We start from the raw sequence: 25,382 nt of genomic DNA on the forward strand, positions 1-25,382 counted from the left end.
GGATCGCCATGATCGATCATCTCGGCATTGCCGTGCCGGATTTCGCCGCATCCAAGAAGTTCTATCTCGAGGCGCTGGCGCCGCTCGGCATCGGCGTGGTCATGAACGTGCCCAAGGAAGAGAGCGGCGCGCCGAACGATTTCACCGGCTTCGGCGCCGAGGGCAAGCCGTTTTTCTGGATCGGCCAAGGCGTGGCGCCGCAAGGCATGCACCTGTGCTTCACGGCGCAGACTCGCGCGGCGGTTGACGCGTTCTACAAAGCGGCACTCGCTGGCGGCGCGCGCGACAATGGCCCACCGGGCATTCGCGCGCATTATCATCCCAACTACTACGGGGCCTTCGTCATCGACCTCAACGGTGTGAACCTCGAAGCGGTCTGCCACAAGCCGGCCTGAAATCATCAACGCAGGAGACAAGAAATGAGGAATGTATTGCTCACGTCCGCGCTCGTCATGCTTACAGCGCTGTCAGGTTGCTCGAAGCAGGAGCCGGTCACGGAGACTCCGCCCGTTGCAGAAGCGACTCAGCCGGCAGCTGCGGATCCATTGGTCGCCAGCATCGACGGCGAGTGGCGCAGCTCCGACGACAAGGCTCGCGATGTATACCGTCATCCGAAGGAAGCGCTGGAGTTCTGGGGACTCGCGCCGGGCATGACGGTGCTGGAAGTGCAACCGGGCGGCGGCTGGTGGAGCGACATTCTCGCACCGTACGCGAACAAGACGGGCGGCCAGTACTACGCAACTGCTGCCGACCTCGGCAATCCCGAGCTGCCCGAAGCGGCTAAACAGGCGCGCAAGGATTTCGAAGCGCGCTTCGCGGCGAAGCCCGATGTGTATGGCACCGTGCAGTTCGTGAACTTCGGCGCCAAGTCGGCGCCGCTGCCGGAGAACACTTTTGACTTCGCGCTCTCGGCGCGCTCGTTCCATGGCTGGATGGGCAGCGGCGTCACCGACAAGTTCCTCAAGGATCTGTACGGCGCGCTCAAGCCCGGCGGCATTCTCGCGATCGAGCAGCATCGCGCCAATCCGGGCGAGCAGGATCCCAAGGCGGCAAGCGGCTACGTCACCGAAGAGTACGTGATCGAGCAGGCGAAAAAGGCCGGCTTCGAGCTGGTGGAGAAGTCGGAGATCAACGCCAACGCCCAGGACACCAAGGATCATCCGTTCGGCGTGTGGACGCTGCCGCCCACCAAGCGCACGCGGCCCTACAGCGAAGGCCCCGACGCGAACGACCCGAACTTCGATCGCACCAAGTACGATGCGATCGGCGAGTCGGATCGGATGACGCTGAAATTCCGCAAGCCGGCGGCCGCAAGCGCCTGAAATAAGCCGACATGAGACTCGGGCGGCTGGTGCCCACTGGGCACCGAGCCGCACCGAGAACGCGCCGGGTCCGTCGATACCCGGTCTATAAGATGGCCCGACAACGATTCAACAGGGGTCATCATGAGTGGACGAAGCAACGCTCGGCCGGCGCTTGTCTTCTTTGCAGCGCTGGGCGCCGTGCTTGCGGCTCAGGTAAGCGCTGGCGCAGATGGTTATCGCGACATCAGCTTCACCGCGTCGGAAGGGACGTGGATGAGCCTGGATGTGAGCCCCGACGGCAAAACCATCGCGTTCGATCTGCTCAACGATATTTATGTGATGCCCGCCGCGGGCGGCGCGGCCAAGGTCATTCACTCCGGCCCGGCCGTACAACGCAGCCCGCAATTCAGTCCCGACGGCAAGTCGCTGGTGTATCTCAGCGATGAGACCGGCGCCGACAATCTCTGGATCTCCTCGCTCGACGGCTCGGCGGCGCGCCAGATCAGCAAAGAAAACCTGGCGATGATCACCGGGCCGGCGTGGGCGCACGACGGCCGCTCCATCGTCGCGATCAAGACCAACGCCAGCACGTACGAAATGAAGATGTCGGAAGTCCGCCGCTTCTTCCTCGACGGCGCGCCTGAGCAGGTCGTCGTGTCGGCGCCCGAGAGCGGCAAGGACGTGCAGGAGCCACGGCTCGCCTCGGATGGCCGTTATCTCTATTACACCGAGCGCAAGGACGGCGAGCACTACGTGTACATGAACACGGGGCTCAGCAACTTCGTCATTCGCCGCCTCGACATGCTAAGTGGCGAAAGCCTCGATCTCATTGCTGGATTCGGCAGCGCGACGACGCCGCAAGTATCGCCCGATGCCAGGAGCGTGGCGTTCATTCGTCGCGTCGGTGCGAAGACGGTGTTGTTTCGATATGACGTGACTGCCGGCACACAGCATCCGGTGTATCAGGAGCTCGATCGCGACCTGCAGGGCGACTATATCCCGCAAGAGCATTACTACCCTTCGTTCGGCTGGTTTCCAGACAATCGATCCGTCGCGATCTGGGGCAAGGGTCAGTTGTTGAAAGTGGACATGCAGACAGGCAAGGCGACGCAGATTCCGTTCCAGGCGCCCGCTCGGCATCGCATTCACAAGTCATTGCGCACTCAGCTCGAGTCCGCGCCCAGTCAGTTTGACGTTCGCATCTTCCGACAGCTCGCTGTATCGCCGAGCGGCGAACTGGTGTTCCGCTCGCTCGGCAAACTTTGGCGGCAGGATCTCGCGGGCCAGCGGGCTCCGCAGCGCTTGACGAAGTCCGTGCAGGCGGAGAGCGAGCCGGCCTGGTCGCCGGATGGTCGCCAGCTCGCATACGTCGAATGGAATGACGAGACGGGCTCGTCGCTCAAGCTGCGTGCTGCCAACGGCAAAGAGAAAGTGATCGCGCGCAGCCGGGGCGCCATTCGGCAGCCGCAGTTCTCACACGATGGCCGGCGTGTTGCCTATCGCATCATGGAGCCGGATGGCGCCATGGGCGGCGCGGCCGATCGCGCTGGCATCTATCTCGTGAACGTGGACGGCACCGGCGCGAATTTCCTGACGGAAGGCAGCGGGCTTGCGCAGTTCTCAACCGACGACAAGCGCATTTATTTCTTCGGTTCGCCCGACTTTTACGGCCGCAAGGCCGTGCTGCTGCGGAGTATCGGTGTCGATGGCAAGGATGCGCGCGATCAGGCGTATGCCGAGACCGCGGACACGGGCGACTTCGTGCTCAGCCCCGACGGGAAGTGGCTGGCGTTCAAAGAGTTCAATCAGCTCTACGTCATGCCTTACAAAGAAGAGGACAAAGCGTTCGCTGTCACAGCGGTAGGAAACAGCGCCGCTCGCCGGCTCACGGTGACCGACGGCTTTGAGCTGGTCTGGACGCCGGATTCCTCGAAGATGCTTTGGATGCTCGGCCGCGATCTTTATGTGAGCTCACCGAGCGACAGCGGCGTCGTCGAGAAAGCCCAGCGCGCAATCGACCTGAGCGCGAAGGGCGACGTGCCCGAAGGCGTGCTCGCTTTTGTGAATGCACGCATTCTGCCGATGACCGAGGAGGGCGTGATCGAACGCGGCGCGGTTATCGTCGAGGGCAATCGAATCAAAGCCGTTGGCCCGATGGGCAGCGTCACCATTCCGCGCGGTGCGAAGGTCATGGACCTCGGTGGCAAGACGCTCATGCCCGGAATGTTCGACGCCCACGGTCACATCGATTGCTGCTACATGACGGGTGTAACGCCGGTGAAGCGTCCGACGCATTACGCGGCATTGGCCTATGGCGTGACCACGAACTTCGACCCGTACTCGAACGAACTGAGCAGCTACGAAGCGACCGAGATGACGCAGGCGGGCGAGTTGGTCGGGCCGCGCTGGCTGAGCTCGGGCTTCGTGATTTATGGCCGCTCCGGCAAGCCGGATCGCGTGTTCAACCCGATCCGGAGTCTCGACGACGCGCGCACCATCGTGCGACGGAAGCAGGCGATCGGCGGCCACATCCTCAAGAGCTACAAGCTGACGACGCGCGAACAAAAACAGTGGCTATTGCAGGCGGCCTCGGAAGGCGGCTTGATGGTGGACGCCGAAGGCGCCGGTCATTTCTACGACAACGTCAGCATGATTCTGGACGGCCACACCAATCTCGAGCACAACCTGCCGGTGGCGACGTACTACGACGATCTGTTGCAGCTGTTCAGGAACTCATCGATGTCGAACACGCCGACGCTGATCGTCACGTTCGGCGAGCTGTTCGGCGAGAACTATATCTATCAGCACCAGCAGCCTTGGAAGGAGAGCAAGGTCCTCACCTACATTCCAGGCGTCAACAACGCGTACAACCCGATCACGGGCGCGGGCGAGGCTCCTCTGCATGTGCGTGGCATGCAGACCGTCCATTACGCCGACGAGCTGTATGACATCGGCTTCCGCTCGGTGGGCCGGTCGGTGAAGCGTCTCGACGACGCCGGTGTGACCATCAACGTCGGCTCGCACGGCCAGGCGTCCGGCATTGCCATTCATTGGGAGATGCAACTGCTGGCTGAAGGCGGCATGTCGCCGATGCGCATCCTGCGCGCCGCGACCATCAACGGCGCACGCACGTATGGGTTGGATCATCAGCTCGGCTCCATCGAGCCGGGCAAGCTCGCAGACATCATCGTGCTGGATCGCGATCCGCTTGCGGATATTCGTAACACCAACAGCGTTCGTTACACCATGGTCAACGGCCGGCTGTACGACTCGGAAAGCATGAACGAGATCGGCAATTACGATCGGCCGCGCAGTAAGTTTTATTGGGAACTCGGCGACCGCCACGGCGTCGATTGGAGCCCGGCGTGGACCGGTCATAGTCACTGAGCTCAATCGTGGTTTGTTCGCACGGCCTGACGTGTATCGCACTACAGTTATAACCTACCTCAACTCGGTTATTTCCTGCGAGCTGCGCACATGTCCGCATGCAACTCCGCGAGCGGCCACGCGTTTAACAGCGCGATGTCGGGCGCAGCATCGATGAGGGCGATTTCCCTCCGTGATTTGCACGGAGGGGCCCATTAGAGAAGTCAACGCGCCACGAGGAGACTTTCATGGCGAACGAGCGTAACAATCCTGAGGACCGCAATCGCACTCAGCAGGGCAGCAACGACCCCAATCGGAATCAGCAGCAACAGCAGCAGGGCAACAAGCAGCAGCAGGGCGGCGGTCAGCGGTCAGGTCAGCAAGAGCAGCAGCAAGGCGGACAGCGCAATCAACCCGGCCAGCAGTCGGGTCAAGGCCAGGTCCGTTCACCACAGCAGGGTGGTGGCAATCGCACCGAGCAGCAGGAAGACAAGGATCGTAGCCGCTGAGTCAGTGCAACTCGCCATCGGACGGGCGCGTCGCGCCCGTTCCGATGGCGATCGATCAGACTTCGTAGTCCAACACCCACCGATCCTGTATCAAACCGCCCACCGCCTGCTTCACCGGCACGTGCACGGGATGATCGGAATACGCATTCAGCGCGGCCCGATCCGAGAATTCGGTGTAAAGACCCAGATCGACCGGCGAGCTCTCCGCGAAATTGACGCCCACTTCCAGGCTGAGCAGGCCGGGAATCTTGCCGCGCATGCTCTCGAGTTCCTGCTTCACTCGCGCCACATCGGCTTTATTCTTGAGGCGCCACAGGACGATGTGTTTGATCATTGTTGGTTTCCACGGATCGAATCGAGGTTCGCGATATTACATCGCGGTGGCAAGTTGAGTACGGCGTAGCGCGAGATACGCCGTGAGCAGCACCGACCAGCCCGCAGTCAGCACAATGGGAATCAGCTCCAAACCCCACTGCTGAGCGATCAAACCGCACAACGCGGGCAATGCAGCCAGGCCCACCGCGCCCATGGAGACCTGCAGGCCGACGGTGTTTGCCGTATGCCGCGGACCGACGCGTCCGGGCGTGGTTGCAATCAAGGAAGGGAAGATCGGGCCGGCGGCAAATCCCATCAATGCGATCGCAGCGGTGTCGACGATGGGATGCAGATTGAACAGCAGCGTCACGACGCCGACGAGCGCAGCGATCATGCAGAGCTTGATGATGGACTCCGGGTTGGCATTCGCCGGCAGGAACGCATACCCGAGCCGGCTCGCGAACAAGCCGCCCCAATAAAGTGTCACGGCCGTGCCGGCCGAGGCGGTGGCGATACCACGAGCTTCATACAGCAACGAGAACACCCACGCGCCCGCAGCGGCTTCGCAGCCCGTGTAAACCAGGAACACCAGCAACGACAGCTGCACCTTGCCGAGCTGCAATGTTTCCAACAGTTTGGCCGGACGCTGATGCTCTTCGTGCGACACGACCGGTGGCGGCCATTGGCGACGCGACAGGATGAAGGCCACGGCGAGCACGATCTCGACGACCACGATGATGCGATAACCCAGCTGCCAGGGACGTCCCGTCGTCAGCACCGTCGTCATCAACGCCGGTCCGGCAGCGGCGCCCACTCCATAGAAGGCATGCAGTACGTTGACGAGCCGCGCCGAATAGCGAGTTGCGGCGTGAGTGTTGATCGCCGCATCGATCGCGCCGCCGCCGAAGCCCGCCAACAAGCCCAGTGAGACCATGACGATCCACGTCGGCGCGATGGTGTAGCCGAACAGGGCGATCGCCGTCAGCGCGCACGAGAATGCGAGCAGTTCGCCAATGCCCATCCGGCTGAGGATGACGCCGGTGCTCGTGCTCGCTATCACCGAGCCCACGGTCAAGGTGATGAACAACGGACCGAGCGCATCTTGATGCAATCCGAAGTGCGTGCGCAGGGCGGGCCACGCGACGCCGATGACCGCATCGGGCAAGCCCAGCGCGATGAATCCGACGAAGCTCAGGATGAGCAGCAGCTTGCTCGGTCGTGACATGAAGCGACCGGTCAGTTGCTGGCGAACTGGCGGCGGTACATCGCCGGACTGGTGCCGGCGACGCGACGGAAATGGCGCCGGAATGTTTCTTGCGACTTGAAACCCACGGCTTCAGCCACCCGAGGCAACGAATGACGCCCGGCTTGCAGCATGTCCTTGGCCAGCGCGACGCGCTCCCGAATCAACCATTCATACGGTCCAAAGCCGACTGTTTCCTGAAACTGTCGTTGCAGCGTGCGGGGGCTCATGGAAGCGCGACGTGCCAGCGTTCGCAGCGTGTGGACCTGTGACGGATGCGCGCGCACCCAATCGATGAGTTTGGAAAGGCGGTTGCGATCGTCTTGCGGCATGGGGCGCGGCAGATACTGGGCTTGTCCGCCTTCACGATGCGGCGGAATGACCAGGCGCTGGGCGACCTGGTTCGCGATGCTGGCGCCATAGTCCCGTCGCACCAGATGCAACAGCATGTCCAATCCCGCAGCGGAGCCGGCCGAGGTCAACACCTGTCCCGAATCGATATAGAGCGAGTTGGGTTCCACGGTCACGCCCGGGTAACGTTTGCTCAAGCGCTCGGCATAGCGCCAATGTGTTGTGACAGACCGGCCCTCGAGCACGCCAGCCGCGGCCAGCACGAACACGCCCGAACAGATCGTGCAAAGACGTGCGCCTCGCTCATACGCGGCGCGAATCCGGCGCAGTAACGCAGGCGGAGGCAGTTCGTCCGCATTCCGCCACCCTGGAATGACGATGGTGTCCGCCTCGTCCAGCAGCGCCAGCGAGTTCGGCACCTTGACCTCGATACCGCCTGCCGCACGCAACGGGCCGCGCTCGGCGGAGCAGACGGCGAAGTCGTACCACTCCACCCCCAGCTCCGGCCGTTCCAGGGCGAACAGCTCGACGACACAACCGAACTCGAAGGTGCACAGCCCGTCATAGGCGAGGGCGACCACTCGATGGCGGCGGGGTCGACGGCTGGGGCGGGCTGGTTTGCTCATGGCGCGATGTTACCGATCTATGGCGTCAGCGCCAGTGGGTGGCAGGGCGCGTTTTGCTCAGAATGCTCACACCTTCCAAGCCGGAGACGCTTATGACAACCGCAGTGACCGCCGTCACCCCCGCTGCCAGTGACCGAGCACTGAAGCATTTCGAGACGGCGTTCGAGTTCGAAACCGATTGCTGGGACGTGCACGACGCCCTGTCCGGCGGCAAGCAGGATTTCGTGCTGCTCGACGTGCGCAGCCACGCGCTCTACGAACAGGGCCATGTGCCGGGCGCGGTCAGCCTGCCGCACGGAAAGATTGTCGAAGGCATGATGAAGGACTATCCGGCCAACACGGTGTTCGTCGTATATTGCGCGGGACCTCACTGCAATGGCGCGCACCGTGGCGCGATCCGACTGGCGCGACTCGGCCGCCCGGTGAAGTTGATGATCGGTGGCGTCACCGGCTGGCTGGATGAAGGGTTCACTTTGGAGACAGGCAGGAAATGATTCGTCGGGCCCAGGCTTCGGACGCGCCGCAGTTGTTGTCTCTCATGCAAGGGCTGGCGCGTTTCGAGGGCTATGACGACCGGTTCGCGGTGACGGCCGACGTGCTGATCGAGCGCGGCTTCTCACCGCACCGTCCGCCGGAGTTCACGGCCTGGGTCGCCGAGCTCGATGCGGCGCTGGTTGGCTACGCGCTGATCTATGTGATTCCGTACACATTCGATTTGCGGCCGACCGTGGTGTTGAAAGAGCTGTTCATCGACCAGGCGGCGCGCGGGCGAAATTTCGGTCACGGCCTGATGACTGCGGTGATCGAGCATGCGCGCTCGCTGAACGCGAGGCTGATCCGATGGCAGGTGCTGCCCGACAACGAGCCGGCGAAGCGCTTCTATCGCCAGCACGGCGCTGCAATGGATGCCGACTGGGAGAACTGGTTCATCGATCTGTCGACGCTGGGGTAGAGGGCGCTGGCGAAAGCGCCCGCAGGCTCCTACTCTTGCGGTATGCAAAACATCAGCATCCGCGCGGTCATTCTTGCAACTCTTGCCGTCCTGGGCATCGACATCTTTTCCGGCATGTTGCTGACGCAGATGTTCGGCGGCCCGGGGTGGGGAACGGAGCTGTCGAGGGAGGAGATCCGGCGCGCCTACCAGGTGTTGATGCAGGATGTCCGCTATCTGGCCTTGGGTCTGCTCCTCGGGACTGCCTCCACGGTGCTGGGCGGCTATCTGGCCGCTCGTCTTGCGCGCAGCATGCCGTATTACAACGCGCTCGCATTTGGCGTGCTCGGCATCCTGATCAGCATGATCGGTGCGGGCGATCTGCCCACCTGGGTCAAGATCGTCGGGCTGGGATTGAGCCTGCCGGCCGCCGTGCTCGGCGGTCACATTGCGAAGCTGCGGGCTGGCAAGCCCGCCTCATGAACCGCTGCCGTACGGGCGCGTGATGATTTCCAGGTAGTGGCCGTTCGGATCGTTCCAATACACGCCTCGGCCGCCGTCGTGATGGTTGATCTCGGACGGGCGCGAGTGCATCGGATCCGCCCAATACTCCAGCTTGTGCCGCTGGATGCGCCCGAAGATCGCATCGAATTCGTTCTCGCTCACCAGAAACGCATAGTGCTCGATGATGAAAGACTCGTCGGTCTGCAGGTAGTCGAGCGTCACGCCATTGTCGAGCTGCACGGTCCAGAACGGCCCGAACCGCGCCGGCTCGCCCAGCCCGAGCATGTCCGTGAGAAACTGCGCCGAAGCCTTCGCATCCTTCGCGTGCACGATGGTGTGGTTGAGCTGAATGGCCATGAGCTTCCCTCCGCGCGGCCGGTCGATGTTTCTTCGCTGCCGCAAGCATAACCCCGGCTTCCAATAAAGTAAGGGCGCTTCCAATATAGGCAATCCCGCCGTATCGGCCTTAGGCGGCAGATTCGTAACTTGGTGGGGCGTTGCAACTCCTTCAGGAGAAGATCATGCCTCGTTATCTGATCGAACGTACTTTTCCCGAGGGCCTGGGCCTGCCGACGAATGCGGAAGGCGCCAAGGCGGCCTCCAATGTCATCGCAACCAACGCCCAGGAAGGCGTGACCTGGGTGCATTCCTATGTGACCCCGGATCGCAAGAAGACCTACTGCATTTACGACGGGCCCTCGCCCGAAGCCATCCGGTCGGTGGCCGGGCGCAATGGCTTGCCGATCGATCGCATTTCCGAAGTCCGGGTGCTCGATCCTTATTTCCTGTACTGAGCCGGGCCCGAGCTCGCGCCCGGGCGCCACAGCCGCGCTATGATTCCCTGACGTTGTCGGATCGACGTGGGCATGGCGGGCCCGGGCATGAAGCTGCTGGAGCGCGATGAGCTGCTGACCTCGTTACAGGTGCTGCTGCGCAATGCCGCTGCGGGCCAGGGCAGCTTGTTGTTTCTCGAAGGCGAGGCGGGCATCGGCAAGACTTCGCTGTTGCGAGCTTTCGCCAGCTCACAGCAGGCGCCGGTGTACTGGGGCGCTTGCGATGCTCTGCACACGCCGCGGCCGCTCGGTCCATTGTTCGATATCGCCGCTCAGGTCGAAGGTGAGCTGCAGGCTGCCCTCGATGGCAATGTCGAGCGCCTGCGCGTGTTCAGTATTTTTCTTGCCGAAATCGCCCGGCCGCCCGCATTGATCGTGCTGGAGGATTTGCATTGGGCGGACGAGGCAACGCTCGATTTTCTTCGCTATGTGGGCCGGCGCATCGGTCGTACGCATTCGCTGCTGGTCGCGAGTTTTCGTAGCGACGAAGTCGGACCGTCGCATGCGCTGCGCCTGGTGCTCGGCGATCTGGCCACCAGCGGTGCGAAGCGGTTGTCGCCACAGCCGCTGTCAGTGGCCGCGATTCAAGAACTGATCGGCGAGCGCGATATCGACGCCGCCGAGTTGCAAACAAAGACCGGCGGCAATCCATTCTTCGTTACTGAAGTCGTCGCTGCAGGTGGAGCGGGAATGCCGGCGACCGTGAGAGACGCGGTGCTGGCGCGCGCTGGCCGGCTGCGCCCATCGGCTCGTGCAATTCTCGACGCTGCAGCGGTTGCCGGCCCGCGCATCGAACCTTGGTTGTTACAAGAGCTGACCGCGGCGGAGAGCGGCTGGATCGATGAGTGTCTCGCAACCGGCGTGCTGTGCGCACAGAGCGGCGTGTTCACATTTCGTCACGAGCTGGCGCGTGAGGCCATCCTCGATGCATTGACTCCGACGAGAGCCATGAGCCTGCATCGCATGGTGTTACAGGCATTGCAATCGCATTCGTCGGCCGATCTTGCCCGACTCGCGCATCATGCTGAAGGTGCGGCACTCGAAGAAGCTGTGTTGGAGTTGGCGCCCGCGGCGGCTCGAGAAGCAGCAGCGAAGGGCGCGCACCGTCAAGCAGCTCAGCAATTTGCACGAGCACTGAAGTTTGCAACGACACCGACGCCTCGGCGCGCAGCCTTGCTCGATGATTATGCGTCCGAGTGTCAGCTCAGCGGCATGGTGAGCGACGCCATCGAGGCGCGCCGCGACGCTGTAAAGCTATGGCAAGACCTCGGTGAACGAAGCAGGCGGGCGATCTCGCTCGCGCGGCTCGCTCACGCGTTGGTCGTCTCGGGAAAGAACGCTGAGAGTGAGGTGACGATGCGGGAGGCGGCATCACTGGTCGCCGACGATCTATCGGGAGCCGCAGCAGTTGTCGTGCGTCGCTGGGCCGCGCATCTAAGAATGCTGGATCGCGACGTCGAGGAAGCAATCAACGAAGGGCAGCACGCCAAGGCGGTCGCGGCAGAGCTTGGCGATCGAGAGTCTATCGTTCACTGCCTCAATACCATTGGATCCTCGCTGATCATTGCCGGCCGCGTCGCAGAGGGCTGCGAACATTTGGAGCGCAGCCGCGCGCTGGCGGAAGAACTCCCGGCGGATTCGTGGATTGCGAACGCCTTCGTCAATCTGGGCTCGGCGTGCGGCGAGGTGTATCGATTCGATCTCGCGGACAACTATCTTCGGCAAGGCATCGAGTTCTGCAGCGAGCGCGACATCGACTTCGCACGGCTATATCAGTTGTCCTGGCAGGCGTTGGTGTGGATGTATCGGGGGCGCTATACGGAGGCGTCCGGGACTGCGCATGTCGTGCTTGCTGATCGGCGCTCGCCGGTGATCGCTCGCATCACGGCGTTGATTGCGCTTGGACGCGTGCGGGCTCGCCGTGGCGATCCGGGGGTATGGGAGGCTTTGCATGAAGCGCAGGAGCTGGCCGGCAACACCGGAACATTACAACGAGTGGCATTGATGCACGCTGCGCGAGCTGAGGCGGCGTGGTTCGAAGGAAGAACGGCCGAAACGGCGAGCGAGGCGTCGGCTGGTGTCGAGCTGGCGGTTCGCAAGCGTCATCCCTGGTTTGCGTCGGAATTGTTGTTCTGGTGTTGGCAAGGCGACGGCTCACTGCCGGGCGGCATGCCGGACTTCTGTGCTCGGCAACCGTTCGCGATGGAGATCTCCGGTCGCTGGCAGGAAGCGGCGGCGACGTGGAGCGCTTTGAAATGTCCGTTCGAGGCGGCGCGCGCGATGATGGAAGGCGACGAAGCGGCACAGCGCCAGGCCCTCACCGTGTTTGAAGCGTTCGGTGCGCGCCCGATGATCGAACGGATGCGTTACAAGCTGCGCTCGGCGGGCGTTCGCGGACTGCAGCGAGGCCCGAGAGAGAGCACGCAGAACAATCTGGCGGGGCTCACGACCAAGGAAGTGGAAGTGCTCGGCCTGCTTTCACAGGGGCTGCGGAACAAGGAGATCGGCCAGCGGCTGCATCGCTCGGCGCGCACCGTCGATCATCACCTGGCTGCAATATTCACGAAGCTCGATGTCTCGACGCGAGCCGAAGCGGTCAGCGCAGCGTACCGCCTCGGCATTATTGCGGCGAAGGCTCCATAGCGAGGCGTCAGCTCGCAACGCCCGGCTCCGGCGGCCATGCTACTGCTGCGGTTTCTCTGGCTGCGTCGTTGTCACACCTGCCGGCAAATCATCGCGTGTCGTATCGCGACGTTCGCACTCCGATTTCTCGAGGCCACGCAGTTTGGAGCAGTCGGGTTTGCCCGTCGTACCTACGCCGCGCATCGCCGGCGGAACGGGTCGCTGGTCGTTCGCAGGGTTGAGCCTGTTGTCATCTCGCTCTCTCGTCCGCCGCGAGTCCGGAGGCCGCACGGTCTCCTGTGTCGTGGCCGGCGGGTTCGGTCTCGTCTGCTCAGTCCTGTTCGGCTGCGTCGGTTGCGCCGGCGTTGGCGAGGTTTGCGGCGATGGCATGGGTGTCGCGGGCGGAGGCGATGTCGTCGGCTGACGAACCGGTGTCTGCGAGCGCGCCGGTGCTGCCGGGTTGCCAGTGTGCTGAGCGCCAGCGGCCGTAAACCCTGCGACAGCGACGGCGGCCACTATGTAAATCGATGTGCGCATTGGACTTTCTCCTCAGCCTCGATGCAGGAGTAACGGGCCGGCCAGGGCGCGGTTCCAAGCGGTCCAGCCCGGCCGTCTGTGCCACTTTTTTTGCGCCGATCTGCATCTGTTATGCAGCACAGAGCGTCCCTACGATGCGTCCGTACCCAGGAGAAAAGCGATGCGGATTGCCAAACCCCTGCTGCTAGTGACGACGCCCATCGGCGTTGTTGGCGCGATCTACGAGGCGTACCGACAGGCCGGTGGCCTGGTGATTCTGATGGTGGCGCTGATGGGGTTGATCGCCGTCGCCTTCGGCTCGCTGGTCTACACCATCCGTCGCGAGGCGGCGGAAGAGAAGCAGCGCACAGCGGCTAAAGTCAACGCAGCGGAGCCATCATGAAAGAGCTCATCGTCCTGACGATCATCTGCATCGTCATCAGTCTCGGGCACGCCATGTTCAGCATGGTGTCCGGTCCCACCGATTCCAAGGCCATGGTGAAGGCGCTGACCGTGCGTGTGGCGCTGTCGGTGGCGTTGTTTGCCTTCCTGATGATTGGCTGGTACATGGGTGCGCTGAAGCCTCACTAACGCTTATCGATAAACTTGGGCGCATGAAGCTGTATCAGGAGCTGGCCGCCGATCTCACATCGCTCATCCGTCAAGGCACGCTCCAGGCGGGCGAGCGGATTCCCTCGGTGCGCGAGCTGTGCCGTGAGCGGGGAGTGAGTCCAGCCACGGCGATGCGCGCATACGATGTGCTCGAAGCGAATGGCTTGGTCGAGAGTCGGCATCGTTCGGGCTACTACGTCAGCAACCGTTGGCAACAAGGTCCGAGCGAGCCGCGCGCCTCGCGACCGTCATCGCGCTCGACGCAAGTCGATGTCAGCGATCTGGTCTTCAACATTCTCGAAGCGTCGCGCGACCGCGATGTGGTGCCGCTGGGATCGGCCTTTCCCAGCCCGACGCTGTTTCCTTGGGCAAAGCTCGCGAGACATCTCGGCAGCAGCGCCCGAAACATGGACCCGTGGAGCACCGTCGAGAGTCTGCCGCCCGGCAGTCCGGAGCTGCGCCGTCAGATTGCACGTCGATATTTGCAGTTCGGCTCGCGTGTGCCGGCCGATGAGATCGTCGTCACTTCCGGCGCGCTCGAAGCCCTGACGCTCTGCTTGCAAACAGTCACACGCCCCGGCGACACCGTCGCGATCGAAGCGCCCGCGTTCTACGCTTGCTTGCAAGCCATCGAGACGTGGGGCTTGCGTGCAGTGGAGATCCCGACGCATCCGCGCGAAGGCGTCGATCTCGGCGCACTCGAGCAGGCCATCGCCAAACACAACGTGCGCGCCTGCTGGTTCATGACCACGTTTCAGAATCCGCTCGGCGCCTCGCTGCCGGAAGAAAAGAAGCGCGACCTGGTCGAGTTGCTGGCCGAGCATGACATCCCGTTGATCGAAGACGACGTGTACGCCGAGCTGCATTTCGACAAGCACCGGCCGAAGCCGGCGAAGGCGTTCGATCGCAAGGGGCTGGTGCTCAACTGCGGCTCGTTCTCCAAGTGCCTGGCGCCGGGCTATCGATTGGGCTGGACGGCGGCAGGCCGATTCGCGCCCGCTGTGCAACGGCGCAAGGTGACGACGTCGCTCGCCACCAGCGTGCCCATTCAGAACGGCATCGCGCAGATGCTTCGGAACGAAGGGTACGACCGTCACCTGGATAAGTTGCGTCAGGCGCTGCGATCTCAGCAGGGCGCGGCCCTTGCTTCTCTCAAACAACACTTTCCGGCGGGCTTTCGGGTGGCGACGCCCGAGGGCGGTTACTTCCTGTGGATCGAATTGCCGGAGAAGGTGGATGCGCTCGAAGTCCATCGCCGCGCCATCGAAGCTCACATCAGCATCGCGCCGGGCCCGATGTTTTCGGCGCGGCGGCAGTTCCGCAACTGCCTGCGGTTGAACTATGGCCACCCCTGGACCGCCCAGGTCGAAGACGCCGTGGCCGAGCTTGGGCGCATCGTCCGCTCGCTGGCTTGAAAAAATCTGGCCGGGCGTGTCGAAATCGCCAGCCCGGCTCCGACTTGCTCCTGAAAGCCCGCCGCAGGGCGCGCTAGAATCCCCTCACACAGGAGCTAACCGTATGAAATTCATGCTGATGATGAACACCCCGGCCGGTGGCGAGTACCAGATCATGAGCTGGCCGAAGCAGGACATCGAGGCGCATCTCGCCTTCATGATGGACTTCCACAAGAAGCTCACCGCATCGGGCGAGCTGGTGGATGGGCAGGGTCTGTCGGCGCCGTCGCAGGCGAAGCTGGTCCGTGCCGGGAAGGATGGCAAGCCAATCACCGATGGCGTGTTCCCGGAGTCGAAGGAATTCCTCGCCGGTTTCTGGGTCGTCGATGTTCCGAGTGCGGCCCGCGCCTACGAGATCGCGGCTCAAGCGTCACTGGCGCCGGGGGTTGGCGGCGTTCCGCTTTATCTGCCCATCGAAGTGCGTGAGATCGGCGTCGCGCCGAAAACCTAGTGACCGCTGGGAAGCTCGACGTAAGCACCGAGCATCTGTTGCGCGAACTGGCGCCGCAGGTGCTCGGAGCGGTGATGCGCCGTTATCGCAACCTCAACAGCTGCGAAGACGCCGTACAGGAAGCGCTGATCGCCGCGGCCACGCAATGGCCCGACGAAGGCGTGCCACACAATCCTCGCGGCTGGCTCTTGCAGGTCGCGCTTCGGCGTATGACCGACACCGTGCGCAGCGAGATCGCACGTCGCAATCGCGAGGCCGTGGCAATGGAAGATTCACCCTTGGTGGTCGCACCGGCGCTGTACAGCGAGCCGGAGATCGATCCGGACGATACGCTCGTGTTGCTGTTCATGTGCTGCCATCCGTCGCTGTCGCCGCCTTCGGCCATCGCGCTGACATTGCGAGCGGTGGGTGGACTCACAACCGGTGAAATCGCGAAGGCGTTTCTCGTGCCCGAAGCGACCATGGCGCAGCGGATCAGTCGCGCCAAGCAGAGTGTGAAAACATCGGACGTGGCGTTTCAGATGCCGGAGGCGTCGGAGCGGGCAGAGCGGCTGGGCTCGGTGCTGCATGTTTTGTATCTGATCTTCAACGAGGGCTACACAAGCAGTTCGGGCACTGAACTGCAACGCACGGATTTGTCGAGCGAGGCGATTCGTCTCACGCGATTGTTGGTCAAGCTCGCGCCGGGCGATGGCGAGGTTCTCGGTCTGCTTGCGTTGATGCTGCTGACCGATGCTCGTCGCCTTGCGCGGAGTGGGCCGAATGGTGAGCTGATTCCCCTCGATGAGCAGGATCGCGGCCTATGGGACCGCGAGATGATTGCGGAAGGCGTGGCGCTCGTCACCGCCGCGTTCTCACGCGGTGCTGTGGGCGAGTATCAATTGCAGGCGGCTATCGCAGCCTTACACGACGAAGCGGCGCGTGTGGAGGACACGGATTGGGCGCAGATCCAGGCGCTGTATGGCGTGCTGATGCGGATGTCGGATAACCCGATGGCCGCGATGAATCACGCCATTGCGGCCGCGATGGCTCATGGACCGACGCGGGGATTGGAGTTGCTGACGCCGCTGGAAAAGGATGAACGCCTGCGCGGCAATCATCGCTTGGATGCCGTTCGCGCACATTTGCTGGAGCGGGCCGGCGAGCGAGATCGAGCGGTCGAGTTGTATCAGGCCGCGGCAACGAAGACGAGCAGCATTCCGGAAAGGAACTATTTGATGCTGAAGGCGGCGAAGCTGCGCGACGACAGGTAGCGCGTCGCGCTGCTTGCCAGGGTTCACGCGTTGGAGGATAACGAGGCGCACCCGACGTCTTCGGCGACGGAGTCTCGTATGAACACTCTCGCTCGAGTCCGTTCCTTTCTCTTGCGTGTAACAGTTCTGCTGACATTCGCCTTGGCCGCCTCCGCGGGGCCGATCTCCGACAGCATTCAGGTAGGCGACCGGGTCACCGGCTCTTTTCGCTATGCCCTGTCGCACGCACCCGGGGACACCGATCCTCTGCTGTTCAGCGGAGAGTATCGTTTCACCGATGCCAATAGCTTCATCCAGGTGACTATCGGCGGCCACACTTTCTCGTCGGCTGTTGGCGCAACTTTCATCCCCTCGAGGCCCGGGCACCTGTCGGTGCTGGTCACGAACCGTGTCGCCGCTTTCGATTTTCTGCAGATCAGAGGCATCGGGGATGAGGCAAGCTTCGCGCCGTTCCTGAGTTTTTTCTCGCGGCAGGATCCAGCGTTCGTGCCGCTGGGGACGATTCTCATCAATTTCATTCTCGATCCGAACGCTCTCTTCTCGGACGCGCTGCCGACCGTGATCGATCCTTCCGCGGCGATGCCGTTCGATTCGTTTCCTGCCATCTACGGCCAGGTCGAAGGGTTGAGCACCCAGCCGCCTGACGAGGCGGAAGCCGCGGCGACGAGGGAGTGGGCCATCTTCTATGAGGTGGAGCCCCGCGATGTGTCGATTGAAAATAACGTCGTCTCTGGCCGTTTCGTGGGCCGAGTCACGGAGCTCGCAGACCATACCCAACTGCTGCCGCCGAACGAGATGTTCGACGCTCTGCTGGAACAAGTCACAGGAGTCGGACCCGGGCGGAGCTTGCAGCGGAAGATTCAACACGCGCGTGCTTACTTCGTCGCTTCAGACCTGACCGCCGCCTGCGCCATGCTCAGTGGTTTCTCGGCGGAGGTGCGTGCGCAATCCGGCAAGTCGATTCCGCGTGCCACTGCAAACAAATTGTCAGCCGAAGCGGCTGCAGTCGGGCTCGCGATCGAGTGTGACGAGTCCTGACGCTGCCCAAGTGCAGCGAATCGCCGTGCCGGAGCAGTAAGCGGTCTGGGTCGGTGCGAGCCTCGCACCTACACTGGATTTCGGCGCAAGTCGTAGAACGATAACGAGGGAGGGAGTATGTCCGATCTGGCCGCGGCGCAGAGTCCCGCCCTGTCCATCTCGTCATCCCGGGGACACAGCCGCTGGGTGAGGATCTGCCACTGGATGGCTGCTGCGAGCTTCCTGGCGCTGGCGCTCAGTGGATTTTTCATTCTGATGGTGCATCCCCGTCTTTATTGGGGCCACGTCGGCAACGACCTGACGCCGGCGTTGATGACGCTGCCCATCAGCAACAATCACCGGCCCGACGAGTTGCAGAACAGGATGGTGTTCACGGAGCTGCCCGGCGCCCGCGTCACTGCGGAGCGAAACTTTCACATTTTCAATCAGAATGGCTGGGCACGCAGCCTGCACTTTCTGGCGGCATGGATCATCGTCGGCACGGGGGCAGGTTATTTTTTACTCGGCGTCTTCAGCGGTCATGTGAAACGTAACTTGCTTCCGCGAGGTCGCGAGCTGGCGCCGCGCTCATTGCTGCAGGACCTCCGCAATCATTTTCCTCTGCGTGTCCGCCCGGCTGGCGTCGGACCGCCGTATGGACGGTTGCAGAAGCTGGCGTACTCGAGTGTCATGTTCGCGGTGCTGCCGTTGATGGTCGCGACGGGTCTGACGATGTCGCCGGCGGTGACTGCCGCCTATCCCATTCTCCTGGATGTATTCGGCGGCTATCAGACAGCCCGCACCCTTCATTTCTTTGGATTCACGATGCTGGTGCTGTTCTTGATCGTTCACGTCGCGATGGTGATCGCGACAGGTTTCAGTCGTCAGCTGCGCGGCATGACTTGGGGGAATGAGCGATGAAGCAGCCAAACCGGATGTTACGTCGGGCCTTTATCAAGGGCATGGCTTCCTCGGCCGGCGTGATGCTGGCCGGCTGTTCCCAAACCGATCCGCCGACCTACGGTCACGTGCTCCGCATGGGCGATTTGTTGACGTACAAGGCCCATCGGCTGTTGCTCCCTGCTCAGGCGCTCGCGCGCGAATACGATTACGCCGATATCTCCTCGGTGCCCGCGATTGGCACGACCAATCCCTCCGGGCACAAGGAGCATGGGGCGACATATGAACGTCTGCTCGCCAATCGCTTTACAGATTGGCGATTGCCCGTCGAAGGCAGCGTGACCCGGCCGCGCGCTTTCTCGCTCGATGAATTGAAACGCCTGCCGTCTCGAACGCAGATCACGAGACACACATGCGAAGAGGGCTGGTCGGCGATCGCGCAGTGGACCGGTGTGCCCTTGCGCAGCGTGCTGGAGTCCGCGGGAATTCGCTCGACAGCTCGGTTCGTGCAGTTCTACGCCTACGATGGCTGGGTCGACGGCATCGACATGCTCGATGCCTTGCACCCGCAGACCATCCTGGCCTACGGCATGAACGGTCGCGAATTGCCAATCAGTCACGGCGCGCCATTGCGAGCAAGAGTCGAGACTCAGCTCGGTTACAAGAGCACGAAATTTCTCAGGCGCATCGTGGTGACCGATAACTTCGACGACCATGGCGCTCGAGGCTTCATCCAGAACGGTTGGTCCTGGTACGCGGGCATCTGAGCCTGCGGACCCTTTACCGCAATCGCATCAATCCGCCATGGACAGGCTTGAACCCGCACTCGTCGATGTAGAACTGCGCCAGACCTTGTTCGAAATCCACGTGCAGGAAGTCGCAACCCGCGCGAGCGGCTTCGTCGCGTGCCGCGTGCACCAGGCGGACACCGATACGCTGACGCCGAGAGCTCGCCGCGACCATCACGTCCTGAATCCAGGCATGCACCAATCCGTCCCATAGCACATTGGCGAAGCCGACGAGCTCCCGACCGCGGCGCGCCGTTATCCAGCCGAGACTGTGTTTCTCCGTAAGCTCGCACCAGTTCCATTCGGTTTCATCGAAAACCCTGGTTTCAAACGCTTCGGCATGAAGTGCGTTGACCTCCGCATTCGTGAATGTTCCGCGCCACTCGAATATCACTGGCTCGTCGCCTGCCGTCATTTGCAACTCCGTCGGTCCCCTGAAGCAAGGATGTTACATTGCCATCGGCTGAAAGCATCTTGACGCGATGGCCTTGAACGGCTGGAATCGAGTCGGGCATTCACGATCGGCGGCGTGCTCAGGAATGATTACCCAGGGTTCGGGTTCAGGTTGTATCGGCCAACATATATGCGCTACCTCGATAGCGGCCCACCCTCCGAGTCAGTTCTAGTAGGGCCGTCGAGCTGTCGATAAAATTCCGAGTCGAGGTTCTTTACATATCCCACGCGCAGTGTTGCGGGAGTCTGTCCGCAACGGTTCTGAAGGGGCTGAACTTCGGCGCGTACTTATCCGGTGGCTCCGATTTTGCATTGCCAACACAGGGTCTCAGAGGAGGATAGGAATGCACAGGAAGAACCGCGTGACCGTGATCGGGATGCTGCTAGCCGCGCTGGCGTTCATCCCCGCTGCCAACGCAACGTTGATCACCTCCGGGCAAATCGAGGTTCTCACGCCGCACACCGGTCGATTCAACTTCGACTTCATGATCGGCGACCTCTCGGTTCGCGGCTTCACGGACGAAGGCTCGAAGCTGTTGCTCCCCGGTTACGAAGGCGACACTTTCAACGGCGACCATAACCGTGGCATCCAGGACATGTTCTACGGCTATGTCGAAGATCAGTTCGTGCTGTGGAGAGAAGGCAGCAATCCCATCGTCACGACCTTGTTCACCACAGCTCCGGGCGCGGTGCTGACGGCAGGCCAGACGTTGTATCAGTCGACGTTCGAGTTTCAGGGCGGGTTGTGCGGTATCTACTCCGGCACGTTCGGCACGCCTTGCGATATCGTCTTCCCCAGTCTCACCGGTCAGGGAATCGCCGAATTCCTGTTCGACGAGTCGATTCTCGACGACGGCCGGCATTACTTCACGCCCGTCAAGGCGACCTACACCTTCATGCCTGTTCCTGAGCCCGCCGCGCTGGCTCTCTTCTGCGTGGGATTGGTGGGCATCGCCGTTACGAGACGCCGACAACTCTTTCGACGCGCGTAGCGCTTCGGCACGCATGCAACCCGCGGAGCGCGCCGCGGGTTGTTGAGGCATGCGTCTGCTGATTTCGTTGGCGGTGCTTGCACTGATCGTCGCCGGCGCGCTGTACGGAGTACGCAGCGGTGCGATCGATGTGCCGCCGGACTGGAATCCGTGGGCGCAGCTCGATGTGAATGCCGAGCCTGACTTTCTTACCCGACACAAACTCAATCGGCTGTCGAAGAGCTCGGAACAATGTCAGCAGGTGCTGGCGACGACGGGTATCGAATACGAACGCCTGGATAATCGCGTCACCGGCCCGGCGTGTGGATTCTTCAATGCGGTGCGCGTCGACCGAACCTCGAGCCGGGTAAGCAAGCCGTTTTCTTTGAGCTGCCGAGCGGCGGTGTCACTGGCATTGTGGGAGCGTCATGTGCTCGTGCCAGCGGCGCAAAAGCACTTCGGTCAGAACGTGGCGACGCTGGAGCACTTCGGCAGCTATTCCTGTCGCAACGTGTACGGGCGTGCGAATGCCACGCGAAGCCAGCACGCGACGGCGGAAGCGTTGGACGTCGCTGGGTTCGTGCTCGAAGACGGGCGGCGGATTCGAGTCTTGAAGGATTGGGAGGAGGGTGGAGAGAAGGGCGCGTTTCTGCGAGAGGTGCGCACCGGAGCGTGCCGCTTCTTCGACGGCGTGTTGAGCCCGGACTACAACGCCGCCCACCGCGATCATTTCCATTTCGATCGCGGTCCGTATCGAGCCTGTCGTTAGGCCGAGGTCATGTAGGGATCCCAGAAGCCCGGCGCCGGCTCGATCTGTTGGACCACATCGACCCAGGCGCCGGACGGATCGACCAGGCCGAAACGACGCTGGCCCCAAGGCTCATCGCGCAGTTCGTACGCAATCCGCGCGCCCGACTGCCGCACCTTCTGAAACTCCACGGCCGCGTCACTCACCTGCAACGTGAAAAACATTCCCTGGCCATTGAATCTCTCGGGGCCGGGCGGAGAGGACGGATGGTCCGGGGACATGAAAGCGACGGCCAGCGCCGGATTCGCCTTCGAGGCCAGGTAGATGAACCACGACGACTCGAACACGACGTCGAATCCAAAGTGGCGCACGTAGAAATCGCGGCAGGCGCCGATGGCCTCGGTGACGATGACCGGATAGGCGGATTCCAATTGCATGAGGACCTCGCGGAGCAAAGCGCGAGCATGCGCTCAGCGCGGCGAGTGGTATTGAAAAAATGCGTCATCCGCGCGCAGTTGGCCGGGAGAGACGCCGGCGAGGCGGGTGAAGTCGCGCGTCATGTGAGCTTGATCGGAATAGCCGGCGTCATGCGCCGCTGCGGTCAGTGAACGCGAAGCCGGATGAACGATCAAATCGGCCGCATGCCGGAGCCGCGAGATCATGCAAAAGAATTTCAGGGGCACGCCGACGGTCTGCAGGAACACGCGCTCCATCTGTCGACGGCTCTTGCCGAAACGAGCGGCGACATCGTCGATCCTCAGATGGCCACGATGAGTTTCGATGTGCTGAACGACGCCATCGATATAGCTTTTAACCGGCGGGGTATGACGCAGCACTTCGAGCAGAATCTGGTCGAGCTCATCGAACAACGCTTCGGCCGCAATGTGAGCGGCCACGTGCTCCGACGGAAATTGCATCAGCGACCGTAAGTCTTCGCGGCCGTCCGTGATGTCCTGCGCAGCGATGGAAATGAAATGACGGCTCTGCCCCGGATGAAAGCGAATGCCGAGGTAATGAGTGCCGGCCGTGCACGGAATCGCGGTGGGTCGCGTCGTGCTGCCGTAGATCCATGAGCGATAGCGGCTCGCGGTGACTTCGAGCACCAAATCAACGCAGCCATCCGGCAGCGCCGCGTACACCGGCGATGTGTTGTTGAGGCTGAGCCAGTATTGACTGACATAGCGCGCCAGCCCGGGCGCGGGTTGCCGGACGGTGAAAGTGCTGGGAGCGGGCGCCGAGGTCATGCGGTGAAGATTAAACCGCTCGGGTCTTCAACTTCCACCACTTAGGCAACAGTTTCCTGACCTCGCGCCGGCCGAAGCGATCGTCGATCAAGTATACGATGCCGCGATCGTTGCGCGTCCGGATCACGCGCCCCGCGGCTTGAATGACCTTCTGCAAGCCGGGGTACAAATAGGTGTACGCATAGCCGGCGTCGAACAACTGATCCATGCGCAGGCGCATCTGCTCGCTCACGTCGTTGAGCTGAGGTAGCCCAAGCGTGGCGATGAATGCACCGATCATGCGCTCGCCCGGCAAATCGATGCCTTCGCCGAAGGCGCCGCCCAGCACGGCGAGCGCCAGGCTGCGGCCGTCGGGGGCGAAGCCGTCGAGGAATTGTTTGCGCTCGGTCTCCGACATGTTGCGCACTTGCAGCCGATTGGGAATATGCGGAGCGACCCGATCCAGCTCCTCCGCGATTCGCGCGAGGTAATCGAAGCTGCTGGCGAAGACGAGATAGTTGCCGGGCAGGCGCTCGAACTGCTGGACGATGAGCTCGACCATGGGCGCGATCGAATCGTCGCGATGCTGATAGCGCGTGGAAATGTGCCGCACCAGTTGCACGTCGAGCTGATCCGCCGAGAACGGCGACTCCACATCCAGCCAGCGCGTGGTGTCGGGCAGGCCCAGCAGATCCAGATAGAACTCTCGAGGCGAGAGCGTGGCCGAGAACAGCACCACGCAAGCGGTATGAGCGAAACGCAATTTGAGGAAAGGCCCCGGCACGACGTTTCGGATCGTGAAGGTCGCGTGCTCCGGATGAGCGATATCGAACAGCGAATGCTCGGCGAACTCCTCCGCCAGCCCGTTGAAGGCGAGCGCATCGAAAAACAGCTTCTGTACGTGCTCCGGAAACAGCACGGCCTGATCGGCCAGCGCACTTTGCTGGCTGATATAAGTGTCCAGTGCCTTCAGCAGGGACTTCGGCGGCACATCGTAGATCTCATACGCCGCCTGTTGCGCATCGGCGATGCGCTGGAACTGAGTGCTGAGCCGTTGAATGGCGCTGCGGAGCAGCGGCGGCGACTCCTTTCTTGCTCGCCTCAAAGTCTCTGCATCGATGGCCGCCGAATACATGCGCCGTGCGCGCTCTATGAGATTGTGCGCCTCATCGACCAGCACGCCGACGCGCCAGCCTTGTTCCTGCGCAAGACCGTACAAAAATGCGCTTTGATCGAAGTAGTAGTTGTAGTCGCCGATGATCACGTCGCTCCAGCGCGCCAGCTCCTGCGACAGGAAATAGGGACAGACGCCGTGTTCGGTGGCGACACTGCCAATGACCTTTTGAGTCATGATGCCGCGATAGAGCGCCGCCGAGCGCGCGCCCGGCAGGCGGTCATAGAATTTCTTGGCAAGCGGGCAGGAATCGCCGTGGCACGCCGAATCCGGATATTTGCAGACTTTCTCGCGTGCCGTGATTTCCAGAACGCGCAGCTTGAGATCGGGCGGCGTCAACGCCTTCAATGCGTCGAGTGCGAGCTGACGCCCGGTGGTCTTCGCCGTGAGATAAAAGATCCGGTCGATCTTCTGCGCGCCCATGGCTTTGAGCATGGGAAACAGCGTGCCCAGGGTCTTGCCCACCCCGGTGGGCGCTTGAGCGAGCAAATGCTCGCCGAGCGCAGCGACCCGATACACCGTCTCGGCGAGCTGACGTTGCGCTGGATAGAAATCGTAAGGAAAGCTCAGCGCCAGCAGCGCCCGATCGCGAGCCTGACGATGCTCCAGCTCGGCGCGGCCCCAGGTGGCATATCGCGCGCAATTTTCCGCAAAGAATGCCTGCAGCTCCTCGGCGCTGTAGTCTTCCGCCACCACTGTCTCGTGCTCGGTGTCCACATCGAAATAAACGAGAGCGACCCGGAGCTCGCGCAACTCATGCTTCCGACACAGCATGGCGCCATACATTTTCGCTTGAGCCCAATGCAGCGCGCGGTGATTGTCCGGCATGCGGGCGAGATCGCCGCGATAGGTCTTGCACTCGTCGACACGACGCGTCTTGCTGTCATAACCATCGGCGCGTCCACGCACTTGCAAGCCGTCGTGCGTGCCTTCGAGCGTCACTTCGGTTTGATAATCGCGCCCCCGACGGTTCGCGACGACGATGTGGCCAGCGATGCCTTCGCGAGCGCTCGGTGCGGGTGTGAAGCGCAAGTCCAGATCGCCGCGCTTGGCGGTGAACTGGCACAACACTCGCACGGCTACCGACAGGTTCGCGGAAGCCGTGACAGAAATGGGTGGCGCGGACGGCGGTGTCGGGGGATTCCCGGTCGACATGGGGATACTGCGGGTCTGTGGATATATACAGTATCATCCTTGCCGCGCGCCTGTGCCAGCCAT

Annotated in this window: 27 protein-coding genes; 19 read left to right on the forward strand and 8 right to left on the reverse strand. The window is 62.3% G+C overall.

Going from position 1 to position 25,382, the window contains the following annotated elements; all coding sequences use genetic code 11:
- The first annotated feature begins 8 nt into the window (after positions 1-8).
- From GYH35_RS32440 to GYH35_RS32455, 4 genes are all read left to right on the forward strand, one after another.
- On the forward strand, positions 9-395 hold the full coding sequence (locus GYH35_RS32440; protein ID WP_161815489.1) for a VOC family protein: 387 nt from the start codon (positions 9-11) through the stop codon (positions 393-395).
- A 24-nt stretch (positions 396-419) separates the two neighbouring features.
- Positions 420-1,322 carry a class I SAM-dependent methyltransferase gene (locus tag GYH35_RS32445; protein WP_161830541.1) on the forward strand — a complete coding sequence of 301 codons (903 nt, stop codon included), beginning with the start codon at positions 420-422 and terminating at the stop codon, positions 1,320-1,322.
- Between the two features lie 123 nt (positions 1,323-1,445).
- The gene (locus tag GYH35_RS32450) at positions 1,446-4,691 is read left to right on the forward strand and encodes an LpqB family beta-propeller domain-containing protein (RefSeq protein ID WP_161830542.1); all 3,246 of its coding nucleotides are present in this window, start codon (positions 1,446-1,448) and stop codon (positions 4,689-4,691) included.
- A gap of 227 nt (positions 4,692-4,918) precedes the next feature.
- The gene (locus GYH35_RS32455; protein ID WP_161815486.1) at positions 4,919-5,179 is read left to right on the forward strand and encodes a hypothetical protein; all 261 of its coding nucleotides are present in this window, start codon (positions 4,919-4,921) and stop codon (positions 5,177-5,179) included.
- Between the two features lie 55 nt (positions 5,180-5,234).
- On the opposite strand, the gene GYH35_RS32460 is transcribed toward GYH35_RS32455, so the two are convergent.
- The 3 genes from GYH35_RS32460 to ftrA are packed head-to-tail and all read right to left on the reverse strand — an operon-like array spanning position 5,235 to position 7,714.
- Positions 5,235-5,513, reverse strand: coding sequence for a Dabb family protein (locus tag GYH35_RS32460; protein WP_161815485.1), 279 nt, complete (start codon positions 5,511-5,513; stop codon positions 5,235-5,237).
- Positions 5,514-5,549: 36 nt separating this feature from the next.
- Positions 5,550-6,719 (reverse strand): MFS transporter, encoded by a 1,170-nt coding sequence (locus tag GYH35_RS32465; protein ID WP_161815484.1) that lies wholly within the window; start codon positions 6,717-6,719, stop codon positions 5,550-5,552.
- A gap of 11 nt (positions 6,720-6,730) precedes the next feature.
- Positions 6,731-7,714 (reverse strand): transcriptional regulator FtrA, encoded by a 984-nt coding sequence (gene ftrA, locus GYH35_RS32470; RefSeq protein ID WP_161815483.1) that lies wholly within the window; start codon positions 7,712-7,714, stop codon positions 6,731-6,733.
- A 92-nt stretch (positions 7,715-7,806) separates the two neighbouring features.
- Between ftrA and GYH35_RS32475 the strand changes: the two genes are divergently transcribed.
- From GYH35_RS32475 to GYH35_RS32485, 3 genes are read left to right on the forward strand one after another with little or no spacing between them, the layout of a single operon-like run.
- The gene (locus GYH35_RS32475; RefSeq protein WP_161830606.1) at positions 7,807-8,208 is read left to right on the forward strand and encodes a rhodanese-like domain-containing protein; all 402 of its coding nucleotides are present in this window, start codon (positions 7,807-7,809) and stop codon (positions 8,206-8,208) included.
- Positions 8,205-8,666 (forward strand): GNAT family N-acetyltransferase, encoded by a 462-nt coding sequence (locus GYH35_RS32480; RefSeq protein ID WP_161815482.1) that lies wholly within the window; start codon positions 8,205-8,207, stop codon positions 8,664-8,666. The genes GYH35_RS32475 and GYH35_RS32480 overlap by 4 nt, the downstream gene beginning before the upstream one ends.
- A gap of 42 nt (positions 8,667-8,708) precedes the next feature.
- Positions 8,709-9,128: a hypothetical protein gene (locus tag GYH35_RS32485; protein WP_161815481.1), complete on the forward strand. Its 420-nt coding sequence runs from the start codon at positions 8,709-8,711 to the stop codon at positions 9,126-9,128.
- On the opposite strand, the gene GYH35_RS32490 is transcribed toward GYH35_RS32485, so the two are convergent.
- Positions 9,123-9,506 carry a VOC family protein gene (locus GYH35_RS32490; RefSeq protein ID WP_161815480.1) on the reverse strand — a complete coding sequence of 128 codons (384 nt, stop codon included), beginning with the start codon at positions 9,504-9,506 and terminating at the stop codon, positions 9,123-9,125. The two genes, GYH35_RS32485 and GYH35_RS32490, sit on opposite strands and share 6 nt — an antisense overlap.
- 164 nt (positions 9,507-9,670) lie before the next feature.
- Here GYH35_RS32490 and GYH35_RS32495 point away from each other — a divergent pair, with 164 nt between their 5' ends.
- The 10 genes from GYH35_RS32495 (at position 9,671) to GYH35_RS32540 (ending at position 19,574) form a co-directional block, all read left to right on the forward strand.
- Positions 9,671-9,943, forward strand: coding sequence for a DUF4242 domain-containing protein (locus GYH35_RS32495; protein WP_161815479.1), 273 nt, complete (start codon positions 9,671-9,673; stop codon positions 9,941-9,943).
- A gap of 87 nt (positions 9,944-10,030) precedes the next feature.
- A complete protein-coding gene (locus GYH35_RS32500) occupies positions 10,031-12,625 on the forward strand; it encodes an ATP-binding protein (protein ID WP_161830543.1) in 2,595 nt (864 codons plus the stop codon).
- Positions 12,626-13,301: 676 nt separating this feature from the next.
- Entirely contained in the window at positions 13,302-13,523 is a 222-nt protein-coding gene (locus GYH35_RS32505; RefSeq protein ID WP_161815476.1) for a hypothetical protein, read from the forward strand.
- Positions 13,520-13,711, forward strand: coding sequence for a twin transmembrane helix small protein (locus GYH35_RS32510; RefSeq protein ID WP_161815475.1), 192 nt, complete (start codon positions 13,520-13,522; stop codon positions 13,709-13,711). The genes GYH35_RS32505 and GYH35_RS32510 overlap by 4 nt, the downstream gene beginning before the upstream one ends.
- Before the next feature lie 23 nt (positions 13,712-13,734).
- Complete coding sequence (locus GYH35_RS32515) at positions 13,735-15,147, forward strand: aminotransferase-like domain-containing protein (RefSeq protein ID WP_161815474.1); 1,413 nt, start codon at positions 13,735-13,737, stop codon at positions 15,145-15,147.
- A 103-nt stretch (positions 15,148-15,250) separates the two neighbouring features.
- The gene (locus GYH35_RS32520; RefSeq protein WP_161815473.1) at positions 15,251-15,637 is read left to right on the forward strand and encodes a YciI family protein; all 387 of its coding nucleotides are present in this window, start codon (positions 15,251-15,253) and stop codon (positions 15,635-15,637) included.
- Positions 15,637-16,890 carry an RNA polymerase sigma factor gene (locus GYH35_RS32525; RefSeq protein WP_161830544.1) on the forward strand — a complete coding sequence of 418 codons (1,254 nt, stop codon included), beginning with the start codon at positions 15,637-15,639 and terminating at the stop codon, positions 16,888-16,890. Before GYH35_RS32520 ends, GYH35_RS32525 begins: the two co-directional genes overlap by 1 nt.
- A 78-nt stretch (positions 16,891-16,968) precedes the next feature.
- Entirely contained in the window at positions 16,969-17,928 is a 960-nt protein-coding gene (locus GYH35_RS32530; protein ID WP_161815471.1) for a hypothetical protein, read from the forward strand.
- 117 nt (positions 17,929-18,045) lie between these two features.
- Complete coding sequence (locus GYH35_RS32535) at positions 18,046-18,828, forward strand: cytochrome b/b6 domain-containing protein (RefSeq protein WP_161830545.1); 783 nt, start codon at positions 18,046-18,048, stop codon at positions 18,826-18,828.
- Positions 18,825-19,574, forward strand: coding sequence for a molybdopterin-dependent oxidoreductase (locus tag GYH35_RS32540; RefSeq protein ID WP_202624941.1), 750 nt, complete (start codon positions 18,825-18,827; stop codon positions 19,572-19,574). The genes GYH35_RS32535 and GYH35_RS32540 overlap by 4 nt, the downstream gene beginning before the upstream one ends.
- 13 nt (positions 19,575-19,587) lie before the next feature.
- On the opposite strand, the gene GYH35_RS32545 is transcribed toward GYH35_RS32540, so the two are convergent.
- The gene (locus GYH35_RS32545; RefSeq protein WP_161830546.1) at positions 19,588-20,010 is read right to left on the reverse strand and encodes a GNAT family N-acetyltransferase; all 423 of its coding nucleotides are present in this window, start codon (positions 20,008-20,010) and stop codon (positions 19,588-19,590) included.
- Positions 20,011-20,392: 382 nt separating this feature from the next.
- Between GYH35_RS32545 and GYH35_RS32550 the strand changes: the two genes are divergently transcribed.
- Positions 20,393-21,040 carry a PEP-CTERM sorting domain-containing protein gene (locus tag GYH35_RS32550; protein WP_161830547.1) on the forward strand — a complete coding sequence of 216 codons (648 nt, stop codon included), beginning with the start codon at positions 20,393-20,395 and terminating at the stop codon, positions 21,038-21,040.
- Positions 21,041-21,089: 49 nt separating this feature from the next.
- A complete protein-coding gene (locus GYH35_RS32555) occupies positions 21,090-21,788 on the forward strand; it encodes an extensin-like domain-containing protein (RefSeq protein WP_161830548.1) in 699 nt (232 codons plus the stop codon).
- Here the strand turns inward: GYH35_RS32555 and GYH35_RS32560 are convergent.
- The 3 genes from GYH35_RS32560 to GYH35_RS32570 are packed head-to-tail and all read right to left on the reverse strand — an operon-like array spanning position 21,785 to position 25,319.
- A complete protein-coding gene (locus GYH35_RS32560) occupies positions 21,785-22,204 on the reverse strand; it encodes a VOC family protein (RefSeq protein WP_161830549.1) in 420 nt (139 codons plus the stop codon). The two genes, GYH35_RS32555 and GYH35_RS32560, sit on opposite strands and share 4 nt — an antisense overlap.
- Before the next feature lie 33 nt (positions 22,205-22,237).
- A complete protein-coding gene (locus GYH35_RS32565; RefSeq protein ID WP_161830550.1) occupies positions 22,238-23,011 on the reverse strand; it encodes an AraC family transcriptional regulator in 774 nt (257 codons plus the stop codon).
- A 10-nt stretch (positions 23,012-23,021) separates the two neighbouring features.
- A complete protein-coding gene (locus GYH35_RS32570) occupies positions 23,022-25,319 on the reverse strand; it encodes an ATP-dependent DNA helicase (RefSeq protein WP_161830551.1) in 2,298 nt (765 codons plus the stop codon).
- Between the last annotated feature and the right edge of the window lie 63 nt (positions 25,320-25,382).

It is taken from the genome of Steroidobacter agaridevorans, from assembly GCF_009932555.1.
Lineage (GTDB): Bacteria > Pseudomonadota > Gammaproteobacteria > Steroidobacterales > Steroidobacteraceae > Steroidobacter > Steroidobacter agaridevorans.

Bases quoted from the DNA above. Each gene is read 5' to 3' on its own strand.
- GYH35_RS32510 (WP_161815475.1), top strand. From the start codon at position 13,520: ATGAAAGAGCTCATCGTCCTGACGATCATCTGCATCGTCATCAGTCTC.
- GYH35_RS32485 (WP_161815481.1), top strand. From the start codon at position 8,709: ATGCAAAACATCAGCATCCGCGCGGTCATTCTTGCAACTCTTGCCGTC.
- GYH35_RS32550 (WP_161830547.1), top strand. From the start codon at position 20,393: ATGCACAGGAAGAACCGCGTGACCGTGATCGGGATGCTGCTAGCCGCG.
- GYH35_RS32490 (WP_161815480.1), bottom strand. From the start codon at position 9,506: ATGGCCATTCAGCTCAACCACACCATCGTGCACGCGAAGGATGCGAAG.
- GYH35_RS32440 (WP_161815489.1), top strand. From the start codon at position 9: ATGATCGATCATCTCGGCATTGCCGTGCCGGATTTCGCCGCATCCAAG.
- ftrA (WP_161815483.1), bottom strand. From the start codon at position 7,714: ATGAGCAAACCAGCCCGCCCCAGCCGTCGACCCCGCCGCCATCGAGTG.
- GYH35_RS32540 (WP_202624941.1), top strand. From the start codon at position 18,825: ATGAAGCAGCCAAACCGGATGTTACGTCGGGCCTTTATCAAGGGCATG.
- GYH35_RS32445 (WP_161830541.1), top strand. From the start codon at position 420: ATGAGGAATGTATTGCTCACGTCCGCGCTCGTCATGCTTACAGCGCTG.
- GYH35_RS32535 (WP_161830545.1), top strand. From the start codon at position 18,046: ATGTCCGATCTGGCCGCGGCGCAGAGTCCCGCCCTGTCCATCTCGTCA.
- GYH35_RS32515 (WP_161815474.1), top strand. From the start codon at position 13,735: ATGAAGCTGTATCAGGAGCTGGCCGCCGATCTCACATCGCTCATCCGT.
- GYH35_RS32565 (WP_161830550.1), bottom strand. From the start codon at position 23,011: ATGACCTCGGCGCCCGCTCCCAGCACTTTCACCGTCCGGCAACCCGCG.
- GYH35_RS32450 (WP_161830542.1), top strand. From the start codon at position 1,446: ATGAGTGGACGAAGCAACGCTCGGCCGGCGCTTGTCTTCTTTGCAGCG.
- GYH35_RS32560 (WP_161830549.1), bottom strand. From the start codon at position 22,204: ATGCAATTGGAATCCGCCTATCCGGTCATCGTCACCGAGGCCATCGGC.
- GYH35_RS32570 (WP_161830551.1), bottom strand. From the start codon at position 25,319: ATGTCGACCGGGAATCCCCCGACACCGCCGTCCGCGCCACCCATTTCT.
- GYH35_RS32460 (WP_161815485.1), bottom strand. From the start codon at position 5,513: ATGATCAAACACATCGTCCTGTGGCGCCTCAAGAATAAAGCCGATGTG.
- GYH35_RS32480 (WP_161815482.1), top strand. From the start codon at position 8,205: ATGATTCGTCGGGCCCAGGCTTCGGACGCGCCGCAGTTGTTGTCTCTC.
- GYH35_RS32465 (WP_161815484.1), bottom strand. From the start codon at position 6,719: ATGTCACGACCGAGCAAGCTGCTGCTCATCCTGAGCTTCGTCGGATTC.
- GYH35_RS32530 (WP_161815471.1), top strand. From the start codon at position 16,969: ATGAACACTCTCGCTCGAGTCCGTTCCTTTCTCTTGCGTGTAACAGTT.
- GYH35_RS32455 (WP_161815486.1), top strand. From the start codon at position 4,919: ATGGCGAACGAGCGTAACAATCCTGAGGACCGCAATCGCACTCAGCAG.
- GYH35_RS32545 (WP_161830546.1), bottom strand. From the start codon at position 20,010: ATGACGGCAGGCGACGAGCCAGTGATATTCGAGTGGCGCGGAACATTC.
- GYH35_RS32555 (WP_161830548.1), top strand. From the start codon at position 21,090: ATGCGTCTGCTGATTTCGTTGGCGGTGCTTGCACTGATCGTCGCCGGC.
- GYH35_RS32505 (WP_161815476.1), top strand. From the start codon at position 13,302: ATGCGGATTGCCAAACCCCTGCTGCTAGTGACGACGCCCATCGGCGTT.
- GYH35_RS32500 (WP_161830543.1), top strand. From the start codon at position 10,031: ATGAAGCTGCTGGAGCGCGATGAGCTGCTGACCTCGTTACAGGTGCTG.
- GYH35_RS32475 (WP_161830606.1), top strand. From the start codon at position 7,807: ATGACAACCGCAGTGACCGCCGTCACCCCCGCTGCCAGTGACCGAGCA.
- GYH35_RS32520 (WP_161815473.1), top strand. From the start codon at position 15,251: ATGAAATTCATGCTGATGATGAACACCCCGGCCGGTGGCGAGTACCAG.
- GYH35_RS32495 (WP_161815479.1), top strand. From the start codon at position 9,671: ATGCCTCGTTATCTGATCGAACGTACTTTTCCCGAGGGCCTGGGCCTG.